General features: G+C 56.8%; 14 protein-coding genes and 2 tRNA genes. 5 read left to right on the forward strand and 11 right to left on the reverse strand.

Annotated elements, in window-relative coordinates:
• Positions 1-101: 101 nt before the first annotated feature.
• The 4 genes from CXU21_RS05090 to CXU21_RS05105 form a co-directional block, all read right to left on the reverse strand.
• Positions 102-2,483 (reverse strand): LPS-assembly protein LptD, encoded by a 2,382-nt coding sequence (locus CXU21_RS05090; RefSeq protein ID WP_102714640.1) that lies wholly within the window; start codon positions 2,481-2,483, stop codon positions 102-104.
• 86 nt (positions 2,484-2,569) lie between these two features.
• On the reverse strand, positions 2,570-4,474 hold the full coding sequence (locus CXU21_RS05095) for an NPCBM/NEW2 domain-containing protein (protein ID WP_180972658.1): 1,905 nt from the start codon (positions 4,472-4,474) through the stop codon (positions 2,570-2,572).
• Between the two features lie 18 nt (positions 4,475-4,492).
• A complete protein-coding gene (locus CXU21_RS05100) occupies positions 4,493-6,643 on the reverse strand; it encodes a hypothetical protein (RefSeq protein WP_146016963.1) in 2,151 nt (716 codons plus the stop codon).
• Positions 6,644-6,787: 144 nt separating this feature from the next.
• The gene (locus CXU21_RS05105) at positions 6,788-7,777 is read right to left on the reverse strand and encodes a malate dehydrogenase (RefSeq protein WP_102725282.1); all 990 of its coding nucleotides are present in this window, start codon (positions 7,775-7,777) and stop codon (positions 6,788-6,790) included.
• A gap of 190 nt (positions 7,778-7,967) precedes the next feature.
• On the opposite strand from CXU21_RS05105, the gene CXU21_RS05110 reads away from it, so the two are divergent.
• Positions 7,968-9,290, forward strand: a complete 1,323-nt coding sequence (locus CXU21_RS05110) for a UDP-glucose dehydrogenase family protein (protein ID WP_102725283.1) — start codon at positions 7,968-7,970, stop codon at positions 9,288-9,290.
• A gap of 98 nt (positions 9,291-9,388) precedes the next feature.
• Here the strand turns inward: CXU21_RS05110 and CXU21_RS05115 are convergent, their stop codons facing one another.
• From CXU21_RS05115 to CXU21_RS05140, 5 genes are all read right to left on the reverse strand, one after another.
• On the reverse strand, positions 9,389-10,369 hold the full coding sequence (locus tag CXU21_RS05115; RefSeq protein WP_146016964.1) for an Amuc_1434 family mucin 2-degrading aspartic protease: 981 nt from the start codon (positions 10,367-10,369) through the stop codon (positions 9,389-9,391).
• 506 nt (positions 10,370-10,875) lie between these two features.
• Entirely contained in the window at positions 10,876-11,862 is a 987-nt protein-coding gene (locus CXU21_RS05125; RefSeq protein WP_102725285.1) for an MrcB family domain-containing protein, read from the reverse strand.
• Between the two features lie 251 nt (positions 11,863-12,113).
• Positions 12,114-12,190, reverse strand: a tRNA-Pro gene (locus CXU21_RS05130).
• Between the two features lie 37 nt (positions 12,191-12,227).
• Positions 12,228-12,303, reverse strand: a tRNA-Phe gene (locus CXU21_RS05135).
• Positions 12,304-12,437: 134 nt separating this feature from the next.
• A complete protein-coding gene (locus CXU21_RS05140; RefSeq protein WP_146016738.1) occupies positions 12,438-13,328 on the reverse strand; it encodes a hypothetical protein in 891 nt (296 codons plus the stop codon).
• A gap of 135 nt (positions 13,329-13,463) precedes the next feature.
• Between CXU21_RS05140 and CXU21_RS05145 the strand changes: the two genes are divergently transcribed.
• Positions 13,464-13,739 (forward strand): type B 50S ribosomal protein L31, encoded by a 276-nt coding sequence (locus CXU21_RS05145; protein WP_102714660.1) that lies wholly within the window; start codon positions 13,464-13,466, stop codon positions 13,737-13,739.
• Positions 13,740-13,842: 103 nt separating this feature from the next.
• A complete protein-coding gene (gene tilS / locus CXU21_RS05150; RefSeq protein ID WP_102725286.1) occupies positions 13,843-14,847 on the forward strand; it encodes a tRNA lysidine(34) synthetase TilS in 1,005 nt (334 codons plus the stop codon).
• On the opposite strand, the gene CXU21_RS05155 is transcribed toward tilS, so the two are convergent.
• Positions 14,801-15,892, reverse strand: coding sequence for a phosphate acyltransferase (locus CXU21_RS05155; RefSeq protein WP_102714664.1), 1,092 nt, complete (start codon positions 15,890-15,892; stop codon positions 14,801-14,803). The two genes, tilS and CXU21_RS05155, sit on opposite strands and share 47 nt — an antisense overlap.
• Positions 15,893-16,033: 141 nt before the next feature.
• Between CXU21_RS05155 and CXU21_RS05160 the strand changes: the two genes are divergently transcribed.
• Entirely contained in the window at positions 16,034-16,843 is an 810-nt protein-coding gene (locus CXU21_RS05160) for a histidinol-phosphatase (protein ID WP_102725287.1), read from the forward strand.
• A gap of 138 nt (positions 16,844-16,981) precedes the next feature.
• Here the strand turns inward: CXU21_RS05160 and CXU21_RS05165 are convergent, their stop codons facing one another.
• Positions 16,982-17,824 carry a hypothetical protein gene (locus tag CXU21_RS05165; protein WP_180972659.1) on the reverse strand — a complete coding sequence of 281 codons (843 nt, stop codon included), beginning with the start codon at positions 17,822-17,824 and terminating at the stop codon, positions 16,982-16,984.
• Positions 17,825-18,046: 222 nt separating this feature from the next.
• Here CXU21_RS05165 and CXU21_RS05170 point away from each other — a divergent pair, with 222 nt between their 5' ends.
• Positions 18,047-18,937, forward strand: coding sequence for a hypothetical protein (locus CXU21_RS05170; RefSeq protein ID WP_146016966.1), 891 nt, complete (start codon positions 18,047-18,049; stop codon positions 18,935-18,937).
• The last annotated feature ends 31 nt before the right edge of the window (positions 18,938-18,968 follow it).

An 18,968-nucleotide genomic window follows, 5' to 3' on the forward strand; every position in this document is an offset into this window, starting at 1 on the left:
ATCCCTCCTGCGGAAAAAGCTGCTTCCTGCCCGGCACACAGGGAGAAGCGCCTCAGCGGCTTGGGGCGCTTCAGTACGGGAAAAACACCCTCTTACGGAAATCAGAGGAACTTGACCGGCATATAGTCTCCGGTCTGCTGGATCGTGAAGCTGATGCCCAGGCCGAATTCATTTTTATTACCGTTCTTGCGCACGAACGCGCCCACGCCCAGATACCAGGACCCCATGTTATGGTATACGTTGTATTCCTGAATGTCCAGTTTGCCGTCCAGCAGGGAGAAACGCCACTTGCCGCTGAATGCCCAGGCTTCCGAAAAGCGCTGGAGGAGGCGCAAATCCAGCTGGCTGCTGTCTTCCAGCAGAGAGTGCTGGTTCAGATAACGGTGCCCCACCACGATTTCCGTGGAACGCCACGGCATGAAGCGCAGGGAGTTGTTATATTCATGGCAGCCGGAAATCTTATCCTTGCCCAGGATGGGGGCCTGCATTTCCGACCGGTATTCCATCCACGGGACGGGATTCCAGCGCATGAAGGAAAAGAGGTTGGAAAAATCCCGCTGGTTAACCGGGTCATACAGGTACGCATCCATGAACACGTCCCAGGAGAACCAACGGTGGGAGTTGGCGTCACGGCTGGTCATCAGCATGTTGCGCAGACCGTAACGGAATACCAGCCCCGTGGGCAGGGAATCAATTTCCGTGTACCGTCCCAGGCTCAGGGACGTCGGATTGGTGGTGGGGGTGTCTCCGTCTATCTGGGGGTAAAGCTCATTCAGGCGGTTGGTCTTTACGTACGCCAGCGTAAAGTGGGGCTGCACGATGTGGTTCATGCCGTTCAGCCCCATGGAATCACTGTACACAGAGGAATAACGGCGGGAAAATTTGAAATCCGCGTCCGTGCCCGCATAAAAAATCCCCTGGTTGAGCGGCTTGTAGTCATCCACGCCGTAATACCCCGTGTAGCCCCCGCCCAGCTTGGGCGTCACGTTCAGGAAGCCCATGATTTTCTGGGAAGCGGAAAGCTCATGGTAGGAGTGGAACCGGCTGAAACTGTCCGTCATCAACATGCGGGCCCAGTAATCATAGGAGGTGGTTCCGGGCTCCAGGTCATCCAGCATGTCCCGGATTTCCGTCCTCATGAAGGGGGGGACATATTGCTTGAGGAAGGCGAAGCTGGTGCGGCTTTCATACATGACGGGGGAACGGAAGACGGGGGACTTGATGCGTTCATAACTGAACTCCGTCCTCTGGTCCGCCATGTAAAAGTTGTTGGGAACAAAACGCTGCAGCAGGGAAAAATCATTGGTGTCATCCGTGCGGGAGAGAAGCACCGTATTGTCCGGGGAAGAATTGCGCTGGTAGATTTCCGGATAGAAGTCACGGAGCATGTACTCGTCGCTCAGCATGTTGACGTTGGCCTTCAGCCTCCAGTCCGTGCGTCCGTTTACCCGGTGGGACCACATTTGCTGGAGCGCGAACCGCCAGCGGTCCGGGTCCAGCCCTTCCCGGGATTCATCGTCCCCGGCGTTAATCTTCACCCCCTTGTCACGGGTCTTGTAAAAGGACAGCCCCGTCATGTCCGGACAATCCTTTTCCAGCAGCACGTCACGAATGTCCAGCCCGTAGGCAAAGCCGCGCCGGGTACGGTAATCCAGATGCAGGGTGCCCAGGTAATCCGCGGAAGGCATGCCGTTGTCCGACCATTTTTTACCCAGCAGGAACCCGTATTCATTCAGGAGGTAAGGCCCCCAGATGGACCGCATGCCGGGCAGCGGGAGGTAGCCCACCTCCGGGTTCAGGGAATGGCTGAGGTAGGGGAAGTAAAAGAAGGGAACGCCCCCGTAATACAGGGTCAGGTTCTTGAAGGAAAACCTGTCTTCCGGATAAACGCGTATCCTGTCCGCGGAAATCCAGGTGAGGGGATCGCTGACGTCCTCCGCCGTAACGGATGCGTCCAGGGCTTCCAGATAGGTATTGCCCGCGGCGTCCTTCCGGGATTCAAACTTCCCGCTGCGCAGGATCAGGCCTTCCATTTTAGCCTTGATGGCATCCGTGAGAAGCACCTCGTTCTTCCAGTCGAATTCCGCGGTATTGGCGCGTATCAGGCTGTTGGTCCGCGTCCTGCTGTCACTCTGGTAAATGGCCAGGTTTCCTTTCAGAAAGACCTTGTTCTGGTCCAGGTCCGCCTGGGCGTAATCCGCAAACACTTCCACTCCCGTATCCGCGACCATGTGCACGCGCGGACCTTCAAAAATGACCTTCCTGGATTTTTCCACCCTGATGGGGCCGTCATTGGTGATGGAGATATTGGATGGAATCTGCGGCATGAGAGTGCCGGAAAGCAGATTTCCCACCATCTCCTCCCGGGGTTTCTCTTCCCCGGTTTTGGCGGGTGGGGGAACGGGGGACTGCTCTGCGGGCGTTTCTGCAAACAGGGGAGCTCCGGCAATCAGAGCCGCCGCACCCCATAGCTTTGCATTCATCCCAATCATGGCTAGTCCACAGAACACTATGAGAAAGGACAAAAGACAAGCCTAATGTCATATTTCTCCGCCAGTGGAGCAGAAATTTACCGGGTCAGAACTCCGTTGGCAATGATGCCCCAGTCAGCGCTATTGCCGTCTCCGGCGTCATCTACGCGGATTTCCAGCTTCTTGCCGCCCTCCACCGCCGCCTTCACGGGAATGGAGGAACCGTCCTTGAGAACAGGGGATTCAACCAGCTTTTTACCGTCCAGATAAACGCTGAACCTGACGCTGCCGCGGGAGCCGAAGGGCAGCCCCACATCAGCGCGGAATTCCTTCCAGCGGCCATCCAGGTCATAGGAAAAGACGGCCGGGGCATGCGCCAGGATGAAATGGTCCGGTTTTCCGATCGTCCGGAAAAAGGGCACGGGCCCCAGGTCGGACGGGAAGAGGGCGTCCCACAGGGGGACGGCCCAGCCCACCTGCGCCACGGAGGGCTTGCAGTCATTCAGGCTGACGCTTGCGGTCTCTGCCGGAATCTGGGCAGGGGTGGCCTCCAGGGAGGGGTCCTGGCGCTCCAGGGCACGCTTCCAGATGGGGAGCCATTCCTTCACCTCCGGACGGGAGCCATGCTTGCGCTCCACTTCCGCCAGGGCTTTTCCGGCCTCCTTCATATTACCGCGTATCCACAGGTTCTGAACGTCTCCGAAGTAAACGGCCTGGGCCAGGGACGGAGCCTTGGCGCCCTGCGCATCCATCCACACGGGCAGCGTAATCATGCTGCGGGTGCTGTCACAGTTCAATACCGCCACCCGCATCTCAATAAAGCCGCCCTTATAGCCGGGCCGGCAGATGGTGAGGTCAAACTCTCCCTTTTCATTCAGGGAAGCCCCCACGGCATTGGAATCATAATCCGAACCGCCGGGAGGGTCCAGATGAACCACGATGCCGTAAGCGGGCCGCGTCAGGCGCACCCGCCCCTTCAGCCGCAGGCCGTCCTTGACCGGAATAGCTTCCAGCCGTTCATAAGAACCCGGAACGTATTTGCCGATCATGCGCCCGTAGGAGGCGTCAGCAGGAAGCTCCGTCTCCACCCCGTTGAACAGCGGCACGCTGGCCAGCTTCAGGGCGTCCGTAGGCGCCAGGTAAGCGCCCTTCCCCTCATGACGCAGCTCATTCCCGTATGAGGAATTGCCGTGGCCCATCAGGGAATCCCCCGCATTAGGGTAATCCCAGCCGTTGCCCGTATGGGGAAGGCCGAAGGAGTGCCCCAGTTCATGGGCCGTGCCGCCGATGTAAATGGTAGCGTTCTTTCCCTTGGTCACCTTGAAGCGGCCGCCCTGCATCATCTCCGTATCCAGAAAACTGGCGGGGTCCAAACCTTCCTGGTCACAGGTCCAGCCCGTTCCCTGGTGGCTGAAGCCGCCGCCGTAATAAGGCCCCACGCCATCCGGAAGCTGGCACACGATCAGCACGTGCTCCTTTTCCATGTCGATTCCCTTGGACGCCAGCACCTTCTTGGCGGCTTCACGGGAGACGGGGCCGGAACTCTGCACATTCATCTCGCTCATGGGCTTATCCACATAGGCATCATGAATGACCAGCTTTCCCCGGTCATCCAGGTCAAGCTGGAAAGTAAGCGGGGGAAAACCATTGGCCCGCATCTGGTCCGCATAATAAGCCTGGATGTTCTTCAGGATGTGGTCATACCGTTCCCGGTACCCGTCCAGCGCCGGCCTGTCCTTGAACGTTACATAAACCACGTGCAATTTTCTGGAGGACCTGGGCTTGCCCTGATGAAAGGCTTCCAGCGTCTTCCAAGCGGCGCGGGCTGTGGCGGCATCACCGGGATTCACCGTCCAGCTCACGGGCAGGCGGGTAAAATCCGCCCCCTCCGCAGGAACGGAGGCCGGAGGCTGTGAAGCGGCCGCCCCCTCCTTCTCCTGCGCAGGAGCATTCCACATGCCGGCCCCCATGGCCAGCAACAAGACAAAAAAGCGTTTTGACATAAGATCCATGAACCAATGTCAGGATATACGGGTAAAGCGCAGGTGTTTTATCACCATATCGTTCACCAGGCGGTTCATATTCTCGGAAAAAGCGTCGTACACCACCTCCACGCGGCAGGGGCCCGGCGTCATCACCACCTCCACCGCCGTGGAATAAATGAAATACTCCCAGTTCCCGGAGCGGGACGTATGGGGGAAAGCCAGCGTGCCGGCGCGCCGCCCGTTCAGGTACAGGCTGCGCAGGGCGCAGGTGTTACCGTCTGAAACGTCATACGTGCCGTTGGCAAAAAAGGCGTCCACCCGGTACACGCCGGGCCGGTCTATGTTCACATTATAGCACAGGGCATCCGGAGACTCCGTAACGCGGGAGAACCAGACCTCATCTCCGCTCAGCCCGCAGGGGCGCGTCTCCATGCGGGAATCCGCGGAAGGATAATCATTGGGTTCATTAAGGTAGGACTCCCTGCCGTCCAGCGCAACCGCCATCACCTGGAAATACACGTCCCCCCGGCTGGGAGAAGGCATATAATGGCAATGCTCCGTCTGGGACACCGGAATGCCGTTCCTGTAAACGCGGTAGTAATCCGCTCCATTCACGGCCTCCCACGCAATGCCGTGGCGGCCGGCCTTCCATTCCGGAGCCGCCAGGCTGCCGCCCATGTGGGCCAGGTTCACCCGCCCCTCCCCTTCCTCTCCGGGAACCAGCTCCAGCTCTACCAGCACACGGCCCTTCATGTCTGCGGAAAGCGCCGGGCGCCCCTCCCGCCCGTTAACCAGGCAGCGCGCTACCCGGTGTCCGCTGCCCCTCAGGCGGACGTCCACCGTCATGCCGCGGTATTCCAGCCCGGACAATTCATGGACTCCCTCAAAGGACGCGGGGACGCAGGGGCGGAATTCCAGGGAATCCGGCAGGAGCCGGATGCCGAACAGCCCCTTGTAAAAACTGCCCAGCATTCCGGCAATGCTCCAGAGCTGGCTGTCCGAACTGAGCAGCAGGCCTTCATCCAGCCCCGTTTCCAGAAGAATATTCTCCTTGTTCGTGCCGCACAGGAGGGCGGCGCGCACCATGCAGGCGAACGCCAGGGACAGGGCGGCCTCATTCTCCACCGCGGCGGCGGCCTGCGCATAATACCCTTCCAGAAACGGCCACATGGCGCGGTTATGGTAAGGGGGAACCCCGTCCGGCATCTGGGGATGGAAACAGGGAATGCCGTAAACGCAGTGGGGGAGGACGGCCACCATTCCGGCGGCATGGGAACCATGCGCCTGCCCCAGAAGGACGCAAAGCAAATTACCCAGGGAATCCACCTTTTCCGACAACACGGGATACCCGCGCCCATACAGGTACTGCCCGTACAGGGCATGCTCCGGAATCCGGAAAAACCGCTCAATCACGGCGGAAAGACCCGCACTTTTTTCCTCCCACTCCCGCGCCTTCTCTTCCCGACCCAGCTCCCGGAACATGCGGGCCAGCCCCCTCCGGGCCTCCACATGGAGAACCATGGTGGAAAGACTGCATGAATCCCCGATGTCCGCGGAAGTCATCCACGCGGGATAACTCTGTTCCCGCCAGTCCAGGAAGGAAGACTCACCCTTCATCAGGCCTCCCGTGGCCGCAAGCACCTCCTCATCCCTCCGGCACGTTTTTTCCAGCACGCGGCAGGAGCGGGACAACCAGCCGGCATCCCCAGTCAGGCAGTAAACCTCCCACGCGGCCATTCCCCACACCACGCGGTCTGAAGAAATGGGCCAGGAACCTCCCGTTCCCGTATCCTGCTCCACCTCCCCGTTCCGCACCCGTGCATTCAGGCTCTTCATGCAGGCATGAACGTTCCACAGTCCCAGCCCCAGGTGGGTGGCATAGGAAATATCCCGCGTCCACACGGTGGGCCAATTGGCTCCTGTACGGAACGTCCCCTCCCCGTTGAGCAGGGAGGAGGCCTCATTCAACGCCAGGCTGTAAGCCTTGTTAAGCACTTCAAAGCTTCCCCGGTAATGCGGGGCGTTTCCGGCCTCCGGCAGGATGCGCCATTCTGAATAACGTCCGTTTTTCATCGTCTTCACCTGCCCGTCCGGCTGCACCTCCACCCAGTGCGCGGCATCCTGGCGCACGGAATTCCCGGTCAGCGTAAAAGCCTCCCCCCGGTATAATATACGGTCTTGATCCATAAATAAACGGACGCTGCGTCCATCTTTCTTCTTAACATGGCGGGAAACTTCTGTCCCGCAGAAAATGAGGCTTACGGAGGTTCCCGGGCACAAAAAAACCGGGCTTCCCGGAAAAGGGAAGCCCGGCGCAAGAGCAAATCAACTTTAATGCTTCAACAGAGAGGAAACGGCGTCACGTTCTTCCTTCAGTTCATTGACGGTGGCGTCAATCTTTTCCTGGGAGAACGCGTCGATCGGGAGGCCCTGCACGATTTCCCAGCCGCCGTCCTTGGTGGTGCGGACCGGGAAGGAGCAGATAAGGCCCTTTTCAATGCCATAGGAGCCATCGGAACAGACGGCCACGGAGTACCAGTCGCCTTCCGGGGTCTGGGTAGCCAGGCTGCGGACGGTGTCCACGGCGGCGGAGGCGGCGGAAGCGGCGGAGGAAGCGCCGCGGGCCTTGATGATGGCGGCGCCGCGCTGCTGCACGGTGGTGATGAAATCACCCTTGAGCCATTCCGTATCCTTGATGACTTCCGTCACGGGCTTGCCGCCGATCTTGGCGTTGGTGAAGTCCGGATACTGGGTGGAGGAGTGGTTGCCCCAGATGGTCATGTTGGTCACTTCCGTCACATGGACGCCGGCCTTTTCGGCAAGCTGGCTCTTGGCGCGGTTTTCATCCAGGCGGGTCATGGCGAAGAAACGGTCGGCGGGAACGCCGCTCGCGTTGTGCATGGCGATCAGGGCATTCGTATTGCAGGGGTTGCCTACAACCAGCACGCGCACGTCCTTGGCGGCGCTGCGGGCGATGGCCTGGCCCTGGCCGATGAACACCTTGCCGTTGATGTCCAGCAGATCCTTGCGTTCCATACCGGCCTTGCGGGGAACGGAGCCTACCAGGAGGCACCAGTCTGCGCCGGCAAAGGCTTCATCCGGATCTGAAGTGGGAACGATTTCATTGACCAGCGGGAACGCAGCATCACGCAGTTCCATTACCACCCCTTCCAAAGCATTCATGGCCGGGGGAATTTCCAGCAGGCGCAGGTTGATCGGCTGGTCCGGTCCCAGCATGCTGCCGGAAGCAATACGGAACAGCAGGGAATAGGCGATTTGGCCAGCGGCTCCTGTAACGGTAACGGTGATAGGTGTTTTCATAACGTTCAAATTAAAAATAAACAGATCTTTTCTGTCTGGTCGTGGTTATAGCACACGGAAGAGAGGCGCTCAATCAGGAACTTTTTATTTTGACAGAAAAAATCCTCTTCCCCATTATGCTTGAACATCAGCCCCGCAGCCCTTATCCTTTAAATCAACCAAGTTTTTACCATATATTTGCACTGACACCATGAATTTAACGATCATCGGCAGTGGCTACGTGGGACTTACCACGGGCACCTGTTTTGCGGAAATGGGCCACCACGTCATCTGTGTGGACAATAACGCGGAAAAAATACGCACACTCCAATCCGGGTCCATTCCCATTTACGAGCCCAAGCTGGAAGAACTCGTGAAAAAAAACGTGGCCGTGGGACGCCTGGAATTTTCCCCCTCCATTGCTGATTCCATCGCGGAAAGTGAAGTCATCTTCATTGCCGTGCCCACCCCTCCCAATACGGACGGCTCCGTAGACCTGACCTACATTGAAAAAGTGGCGCGGGAAATCGCCCAGGTGCTGAAACCGGAAATGGGCTACAAGGTCATTGTGGACAAATCCACCGTTCCGGTTAAAACCGGGGAGAAAGTGCGCCAGACCATCAAGCGCTATGCAGGCCCCGGCGTGGAATTTGACATCGTCTCCAACCCGGAATTCCTGAGGGAAGGCTGCGCGGTGGACGACCTGCTGCACCCGGACCGCATCGTCATCGGCGCCAACTCGGAACGCGCCATGAACGTCATCAAGCGCGTTTACCAGCCCATTCTGGCCCCCATTCTGGAAACGGACGTCAGCTCCGCGGAACTCATCAAGCATGCGGCCAACTCCTTCCTGGCCCTGAAAATCTCCTACATCAACGCCGTCGCCAAGGTCTGTGAAAAAACGGGCGCGGACGTGGGGCTGGTGGCGGAAGGCATCGGCATGGACAAGCGCATCTCACGCCACTTCCTCAACGCGGGGCTGGGATACGGAGGCTCCTGCTTCCCGAAAGACGTCAAGGCCTTCATCAACATCAGCCGCACGCTGGGCATCCCCTTCACCCTGCTGGAGGAAGTGGAACACATCAATAACACCCAGCACGTCCACTTCCTGGACCAGATACGGGAGCGCCTCTGGGTGCTCAAGGATAAAAAAATTGCCGTCTGGGGCCTGGCGTTCAAGCAGAACACGGACGACATCCGGGAATCCATTGCCCTGAAACTCTGTGAAAAACTCCGCAAGGAGGGAGCCGTGGTCACCGCCACGGACCCCAAGGCCATGCATACCGCCGCACCCATCCTGGAACCGCTGGGCGTCACGCTGGTGGAAGACATGTATGAATGCGCCCGGGATGCGGAAGTGCTGATCATCGCCACGGAATGGAGCGAATACGCCAATGCGGACCTCCAGAAACTGGCGGACGTCATGCGCAACCGCATCATCTTTGACGGAAGGAACATCCTTTCTCCGGCCAATATCAAAGCCATGGGCTTTGAATACCACTCCGTGGGGCGCCCCTCCATTGAAGAGGCATAATCCCCGCCCGGTCTCAAGCAGCATCCCCGCAAAAAGGCCTCCGGAGCGTTGAATGCTCCGGAGGCCTTTGTCATTTATTCGCTAATCCTGTTGCCCGATCAAAAATCAAACTGCAATCCCGCCCGAAGGTAAAAACCGGGATCGTAATGGTACTTCTCCAGTTCATGGCTCCCGTTGCTGGTCTTGATGGTGCCGGAGTTCCCGAAGGAAAAGCCAACATCCGTCACGATGCGGGGGCGCACGCTCCCCCAACGGCCCAGCCCTATGTCCGCTCCTATGCCGGCCACGCCGGAAATCCACTCAAACTGGCGGACGCGGCGGTCATGGTGAATCGTCCAGGTGCCGGACACCACGGAAACGAAAGGCCCCCACGTCAGACCGTCGCTGACCTTGCTGGTATAGGAAAGGCGGGCGCCTTCCAGCTGAAGGGTCCAGTTGCGCGTTGCCTGCCACTTGAACTGGATAAGAGGCAGGAGAGGGTAATCCCCCAGCTGCGGATAACACCCGATGCCGATGCCGTAGCTGAACCGATCATTCAGAGGACCGGCAAGGAGAGCATGGCCGCCGAAAAAGATATTATGGCTTGTCCATGTATCGAAGTCCGTGGAAATCTGCGGCGTTATGCCGAAAACCAGGCGCGTTTTCCCACTAAGCTTGTAGGAGGCATTCACATTCAGCCAGACCGTGTACAGGCGGTCCACATCCATCACATCCGCTCCCTTTCCGTTGAACCAGCTCAAACGAAGGGCCGTCGTGGCGGAAAAGCCCCAGGAACCGCTGGACATCCGGCACAGATTCAGGTCCGTCATCCAATTCTGAATATCCACACTCCCATGTCCGTTTCTGGAATCCATGGGGCCGAGCAGCTCAAAATAGGACTGCGTGGGGAAAACGGGCTTGGAGGCGGAATCCCCTACCGGAGCCGGAGCGCTATTGTACCCTCCGGAATAGGCTTCTGCATAATAGCCGGTATCATAACCGTCTGAGGAATCGGAATCCGGATATGGCTGGGTGTTCGCCTGGGCGACCACGGCCATGCCGGCCGCAAGAGAGAGACTCGACAAAAATCGAAGGGTCATGCCGGGAAAGTATACATACGATCACGCCCGGTCAATCAAAAGATATACAAATGACCAATTAATTGCTACCGCTCCCGAACAGAACCGCAACCAACATCATCACGAGTACAAGAAGCAGGTACCACCGGGCCGCTTTGCTGCTCCGTATGCACGCACCCGCACAAACAAGAGACACGACAAAACAAACCGCCGCCGCCAAAAGCATAACCCGCGCCAGCATGGGAAAATCCAGCGCCCCTGCCCCCGCCGCAAGAAGCGTCCCTATCACATACCCGGCAAACGACCATCTCAACCCTGCCAGCCAGGAAAAGCCTGTCGCCTTCTGCCGATTCTCACTCATGCACCCACTCTGCCCTGCAACTCTCGAATCTCAAGCTAAAAAGCAGAGAATCTTACACACTTGATATTTATAATTCATTTTCCTATAATACATTAAATCAATAATTCTATTTATATCGAGTTAATCACTAACAAAATTTATTCTCATTCTGAAAGATGGATAACTACTAATGATGAATATAATTTTTTTTGAATTTCTCAAAATTGTATATAAACTCGGGGGATTTATGTATCATTCTATGACAGTTAGGGCACAACACAACAAAATCTTCTTTTGTAACTTCTACACTAGAATTCTTTCTTTCTGCCACAGGTTTAAGATGGTGTGCTTCTATGTAGTCTTTGCCGATATTTCCATAATATTCCTCTAGTTTTATTCCACAAACTTCACATATATACCCTCTTTGTTGCTTTATCCAGTTACTAATTTTAGCATTTCTTTCTCGAGAAATATGCATTCTAAACTTTAAGTTTTCAATCATTGATTGAGGTGCTGTTTCAGAGTAGGCTTCTACTTCTTCATCACTAACCACACTGCCAGATCTATAAGAGATGTTATTATCAGCCATTTCAATTAACAACTTGTCATATAGTCGAAGAAATCTAATTAAATCCTGTAAAAAATCTTCATCTTTTAGATTATTAATCTCTTGCAAGCTATATTCTTTTGCTGTTATTGACGCATTAGCATAATAATTAGGCTTTTTTGAGCTAGATCTAATAGCTAAAGATAGAGGTTCATTTCTCAAACCTACTAGTTCTTTTTGAGTTAATAATTCACGTAAAGCATTCGAACGTCGGAAAAGTTTTTGGGATTTATTTTTATCTTCAAAAGAAGTTACACCTTGATTGAGAGATAAATATAATTTTTTTGTTTGAGAATCTAACAAGTAAACAACATAAATACCATCTTGGGGACTTTTTGTTGCTATAGGGTTTAGTATTGCAACCCAAGGAATATCTGCCCATCTTCCTTGACCAATACTTCCAAGAAAAATAAAATTTCTATAAACCACAGGAAGAGATTCCTTCATTTGCTCTGGTATCTTTGAACGTACTAAATCACCGATAGGATGATTTGTTATTGGGCTGCTAGTTGAAGATTTAAAATAATCTTGTACCCAGATATCTATAAGTTCCAAAAAATTTCTCATTAATGTGAATTATTTTTATTTATTACATCAAATCATATCTTATCTTATGAAAAAATCAATTCATAATTTTTAAAATATTACATATTTCTTTTATTGAAGAAATCCCCCTGTTCTCAATTCATTTAATCTCTTCAATATTTAAAAAAAACCAATCAGTTAGCGGTAGAATTAGGAATAGCAACACCTCATTTTTGATAGCTGTTCTCTTTAACTAAAAGAGCTCCATCATTCACTAACATCATTAAAGAGAATGGTCGGGAAGACAGGATTCGAACCTGCGACATCCTGCTCCCAAAGCAGGCGCTCCACCAGGCTGAGCTACTTCCCGTATAAAAGGGGGGGATTAAAAAATTGGGAGAAAAAAATGGTGGCTCGGGACGGGATCGAACCGCCGACACGGGGATTTTCAATCCCCTGCTCTACCGACTGAGCTACCGAGCCACTTGCTTGCACGCAGAACGTGTTTGCGGGGCAGAATCTAGCACCACAGCTCCGGTATTGCAACCACAAAATATCATTTTTTCAATTTTCCTGCGTTTTGCCGTGTCCGGCAGCAGGAAGTCCTTTCCAGTCAATCAGGAAGAAGCCTGCGCCAGAATGCCGCTCAGCACCAGCGGAAAGATCAGCGCCACCCAGGAGAGGGTGTACAGCAGGAGAGGAGGCATGTTCCTCTTCAACCTGTCCAGCACGAACATGAATACTCCCGCCATGGCCAGCCCGTAGTAAATCCACGCATCACCGGTGTATTCCCGCGCCGCAGCGGCAAGGCAGAAAACCACGTAAATGACAATCACTCCCATCCAGACCAGGGATACCATGTCGCGGGCGGCGGATTCCTGCGCCTCTTCATCATCTTCTTCTATCCACCGCCTCCGGCTGAACATGCTCAGCATAACCAGGGCCACCAGATACCAGGTGGGGGTGGATAACTGGCCGCTCCACCCTCCGCCCATGGTGCCGTAAAAGTAGGCCGGGATTCCGGCTCCGGTGGCAAAGGAGACGGAGGCAAAGAACGCTCCCATGACGAACGCGGAAGACAGGATTCCCTTTTTATGCGGATTGGTGGAGAAGTACAGGAACAGCAGGCTGCATATTCCCGGCAGCAGGGCGAATTGGAAGATGACCACACCCAACTGGAAGAACATGATCCACAGACCCGTGATGGCGGCCACCACAATGAGCAGGGAGATGATGAAGCAGTGTTTTTTGGCAAACAGCAGGCATTCATCAGAGTATACCGCGGGGCCTCCACGGAATACCTTCATGACCCGGTCCAGCATGTTGACACACCAGACGGCCACAAATAGAAACTGGTACAGCCAGGGAGAGGAGACCACCACCAGATGGGACTGGCTGACGGCAAAAGCCCACGCAATGGCTGCAGAAGGAATCTCCAGTCCCATCAGGGAAAACCACGCCCACCAGGGGGGTCTCTTCAGCACCTGCTCCATTTTCCGTTTCATCATCCCCATAACGGCTCTCCGGGCAAGTCCATCCACCGTCATTCACAGACTTCCGCATTTTTATACGGGGATGCTTGACATGCAATAAAACGCGCCTATACTGGTGCTCCCCTTGCGTCGGAAACGCAATACATCACCATGAAGAAAGACATTCATCCCCAGTATAATCCGGTCGTCTTCGTTGACATCACCACCGGACGCCGCTTCATCACCCATTCCACCGTTCGTTCCCCCAAGACGGAAGTTATTGACGGGGTTGAACATTTCGTGGTTTCCTGCGGTATCACCTCCGATTCCCACCCGTTCTTCACCGGCAAGAACCAGTTCGTGGACACCGAAGGCCGCATCGACAAGTTCCAGAAGCGCTTCGGCTCCGTCCGGCGCAGCGGCGGCAAGCCCAAGCTCAACAAGTAAGGCTTGTTCCAACAGTTTTCCAACCCCGTTTCCTTTACGGAAAACGGGGTTTTTTATTTGAAGGCTTCTCTTTGTCCCTTTTTCCTGTTTCACTGGCGGCGGCATGATGTTGACACCGGACCATTTTGACAGCCAGTCTGCGGAGCTTCTGCGTTCCGGACGTCCCGTCCTGGCCGGCATCAGCGGCGGACGGGATTCCATGGCCCTTCTTTCCCTCTTGTCCGGCATGCCGGGCTGCAACCTGGTTGCCTGCCACGTGCACCACGGCTTGCGGCCGGAGGCGGACGAGGAGGCGCAGTTCGTACGCCAGCATGCCTCCTCCCTGGGGATTCCCTGCGTTTGGGAACGGGCGGACGTCCGCACCATGGCCCGTGCCGGGGGCATGTCCCTTGAGGAAGCGGCACGGCATGCACGGCAGGAGCTTTTCCTGAAGTGGTCCGCAGCCCATCCGGGCGCGCTCGTAGCGCTGGCCCACCACCGGAACGACCAGCAGGAGACGGCCCTGCTTCACCTGTGCCGCGGCGCTTCCGGAATTCACGGCATGTCTCCCGTTTCCACGTGGGCCAACGGACTGACCGTTGTACGTCCCTTGCTGGATTTTTCCCAGGAGGAGATCACCGCATACCTGGCCCATCACCGCATTCCATGGAGGGAGGACGCCAGCAACCAGTCCACGGAGTACACCAGGAATGCCCTGCGCCATGAGGTTATCCCCAGGCTGGATGCTCTGTTCCGGCGGGATACCAGCCTTTCCTTTTCACGCGCCTGCCGGGTGGAGAACCAAATCCGCACGGCGCTTTCCCAGGCCCTGGATTCCATGAACCTGACGGATCCGCAGGGACGCCTGTTCCTGCCGAAGGTGAACCAGCTCCCCGCGGAACTGAGGCAATGCGCCGTTCATGATTACCTGCGCCGCCGGAATGTTCCCGATCTGACGGAAGAGGCCGTGCTCCGGGTCATGAATATCCTGGATACAGGCGGCCCTTCCCGCACTTCCCTGCCCGGAGGCAAGCTGGCCGTGCGCAAGGAGAAGCGCCTTCTGGTCAAGGATGCGCCGCCGATCAATAAAGGGGAGCAACCCCCTGCGGATACAGCAGGTGGAATTTAATGGCTTCATTCCCCACCACCAGCGCAGTGCCGAACATCCGGTCTTCATCCGTCAATCGCGGAAGCTGGGCGATCGGGAAGAGCAGTCCGCCCAGAATGAGGCCGTAGTTGTATACGGAGGGCATCATGCAGATCAGCTTTTTGGAAATGTCAGCCGCATCCAGGGTCGGGAAGACCCATACGTCACTGGGCTGCAGCATGGAGTTGCGGTGCACGCGCACGCTGTAGGAGTCCGGAGACAGGGCGGCGTCAATCTGGATTTCCCCTTCCACGGAGATTTCATTATTCAGGCAATCCTTCTGCACCATGCTGCGTGCCAGCGCCGTAGCGGCCCTGGTGCGGTCCGCGGCCAGTTCCGGCACAGAGCCGTCCGTGGACGCGCTCAACATGGCGACGCGGACGCTCTTGCCAAGCATGTGCCGGGCCATTTTGGCCGTTTCCACGGCAAAGTAGGCCATGTTTTCCACCGTAGGATCAGGCGTCACGCCCGTATCCGCCAGGAAGTAGATGCCGCGGCCGCCGAATTTTTTGGCAAATTCGGGAACCAATACAATGGAGATGGCAAAAAGGGGCTTGGTGGGAACGGGGTCCTGCCGGTATTTGTTCACGGCGCGGAAGACGGAGGCCACCCTTTTCATGTTCCCCGCCACAATGGCGTCCGCCTGGCCGTAAAGAACCATCATGGCGGCAAAGTGGACCGGTTCGGAGACGATTTCACGCGTGTTCATGGGCAGTCCGTTGCCGAACATTTGCTCCGCGCGTTCATAGCGGTCGCAGAACATTTGAAGGTCTGAGCTTTTTTCCGGTTCAATGATTCGGACGAATTTCAGGGAAATTCCGTTCATTTCCGCCATTCTCCGGATGACTTCCTTCCGGCCCAGCAGGATGGGCACCCCGGCCTTCTCCGCCACGAAGCGTTCAGACACGCGCAATACGCGCACGTCCTCCCCTTCCGGAAAAACAATGCGCTTGGGATGACGCTTCAGGTTGTCCAGGAGCGGTCCTGTGAAATCATTCAGCGGGGAAAAGCCTTGCCAATCACTCATATGTCACGTGTCCTATTCAACGCGACTCTAGAAAATCCCGTCCATAAAATCAACCCATAAAGTCAAAGACGGCAAATAATCGGCAAATACGTCCTCCGTATTGAACCGCCCGCGCCGCCGTGCTAGCATGGGCTTTTCCCCATGTACTGCGATTACCATACCCATACCCCCCTGTGCCTGCACGCCTCCGGCACTCCGCAGGAATATGTGCAGTCAGCCGTGCGCGCCGGACTGCGGGAATACGGCATTTCAGACCACGCCCCCATGCCCGGCGAGCCTTTTGACGACTGGCGCATGAAGCAGGCGGACATGCCGGCCTATCTGGACTGGCTCACGGAGGCCCGGGAGCTTGCCGCGCCGCACGGCCTGGCGGTCCGCACCGCGCTGGAATGCGACTGGTTCCCCGGCATTGAGCCGTGGATAGAGCATTTGCGGAGCCTGCACGGGTGGGATTACCTGATCGGCTCCGTCCATTACCTGGGAGAGAAGGAGGAGTTTGACAATCCCTACAAGATGGATTTCTGGAACCGGACGGCCGTGGAGGACGCCTGGGCGCAGTACTGGGAACGCTACCGGGACATGGCGGCCTCCGGCCTGTTCCAGATCATGGGCCATGCGGACCTGATCAAGAAATTCGGGTTCCGCCCTGCCGGAGACCTGCGCCCTTATTATGAACCCGCGCTGGAAGCCATCCGGGAATCCGGCGCGTGCCTGGAACTTAATACCGCCGGATGGCGCAACAAGTGCGCCGAGCAGTATCCGGACGCACAGTTCCTGAAAATGGCGGCGGAGATGGGCATTCCCCTCACCATCAGTTCAGACGCCCACAAGCCGGAGGATGTTGGCCGGGATTTTGAGCGCGCCGCGGAACTGGCCCGCCAGGCCGGGTTCCGCCATCTGGCCGCCTTTAACGCTGGCCGCATGGAGTTGTTCCCCCTGCCCGGGGCCTGACCTTCCCCTTTGCAGGAAAGAAGGCTTTTCCGCAGTCTGCCGCGTCAGTTCCATGAACAGCCGCAGGCTTGCCCGTCCGTGCCGGAATCCGCCACACGGCTACCGTAAGAAAAGAAGAGAAATCCCGGCAAACAGCCCCTACCCCACGCGCATGTTGGGCTTGGTGGGGATGGGAACGGGACGCGGCGGGACGGGGTAAGGCCTGGGCGGCCGGGGAGGAAGGGGCCGGATAATCACGGGAGGGGGAGGATAGTTCCATGTCCGGATGATCGGGGGGACGATGATGCGCTCCGTTCTCGGCTGGCTGGCTACGTCCCGCACTTCCCCCTGCAACTGGGAGACCTGCTTGTTCAGGTCCGCAATCTTTTTCTGGGTTCCGTCTTTCAGTGCCAGGTATTTCTTTTCCAGGTCCTGCCAGTATTGTTCCGCGGATTCCCTTTTTTTGCGGATGGCGCTTACCTGGTCCTGGTACGTTCCGGCCCTCGCGCGGAATACGCGGGCTTCCTCCGACAGCCCCACACGGTCCGCTTCCAGGGCATTCCATTGCAGGGCCATGACTTCAGCTTCCACCTTGGTGAGTTCCCCCATCAGTAAAAACATGCGGGCGATGTCCGCCCCTTCCAGATAGCGGGGGTGCCGTTCCGCCTCAGACAGGGATTCCCGGATTTTCCTGGCTTCCTCATCCGCCGCCTTCCTGGCCTCTTCCGCCTTCTTTCTCCGCGCCGCATCCTCCAGGCGCCGCTGGCCCAGCCTGGCCTCCACCTCCTCCGGCGTCATCCTGTAATCCTTTTGCTGTTCGTCCGTCAGCTCCTTGTAAGGAACCTTGGCTACGCCGTCCGTATACTGGACGCTGACAAAGTCATCACCGGAAGATACCACGCTGGCATCCTTAAGCACCCTTCCGGACCTCAGGGTCATGTTTTCCGCCAGGGCGGCGGGCAACAGGGCGCACAATATTAAAAAACAGGTTCCATGCTTCATGTGATTCTCCTCTTCTACGTTGGTAAGAGGCGCAGGGGAAGGAATTTATTCAAAAAAAATAGGACCAGAGGTTAATTCTGGCGCAGCGGCCCGCTTTTCGTTAGCATTACGCGAATCCTTTATATTTGTATGAGTCTTTATTCTTCATCCTGGAGCCCCCTACCCTCTCTTCCGGATCCGGAAGGTTTCGCCGGCATGTATGCAGGAACCCACGGAGAAACAATGATTTGTGCCGGAGGCACCAATTTCCCGGATAAACCCATGCTTGAAGGCGGCGCCAAAACGTGGACGGACCGCGTTTTTACGCTGGCGCCGGAGGCCGCCGCATGGACGGAGGCCGGAACGCTCCCCTCTCCCTACGCGTACGGCTCCTCCGCCAGCATTGAAGAAGGGCTGCTGTGCATCGGCGGCTGTGACAAGGAAGGCCACCGGAAAGACGTTTACCTGCTGAGCGCGGCAGAAGGCGCCGTGACCGTGACTCCCTTCCCTCCCCTTCCCATAGCCCTGGCTTACACGGCCGCCGCCGTTCTGGACGGAAAGGTTTACCTGACGGGGGGCTGTGAACGCCCGGGGGAACAGGACTGCACCAACCGGATGTTCATGCTGGATGCGCGCCAGCCGGACCGGGGCTGGCAGGAGCTGGCACCCCTGCCGGGCCGCGGACGCTTCCTGCACCAGATGGCCGCAGCGGACGGAGTTCTTTATGTACTGGGCGGCATCGGCCTGAAGGAGCAGGACGGCAGGCAGGTCAGGGAACTGCTGACGGAGGCCTGGCGCTTCACCCCGGAACACGGCTGGTCCCGCCTGCCGGAGATGCCTTACGCCATTGCCGCCGCCCCCACCCCGGCCCCGGTTTCCCGGACCGGAGTTATTTACCTGCTGGGCGGGGATGACGGCTCCGGGAAAAAGTACACCCCGCAGACCAATCCCGGGTTCAACAACCAGTCCCTGTGCCTGGATACGGCGTCCATGACCTGGCACGACGGCGGCTCCATCGCGGCGCCCAGGGCGGTCCTTCCGTGCTGTGCGTGGCAGGGCGGTTTTGCCGCAATAAACGGGGAACTCAAACCCGGCAGGCGTTCCCATGAAGTGTGGGGAATCACCCTTTCCTGATTTTTCTTTCTGATCCCAAGCAATATTTTCC

The organism is Akkermansia muciniphila (assembly GCF_002884975.1).
GTDB classification, from domain to species: Bacteria; Verrucomicrobiota; Verrucomicrobiia; order Verrucomicrobiales; family Akkermansiaceae; genus Akkermansia; species Akkermansia muciniphila_C.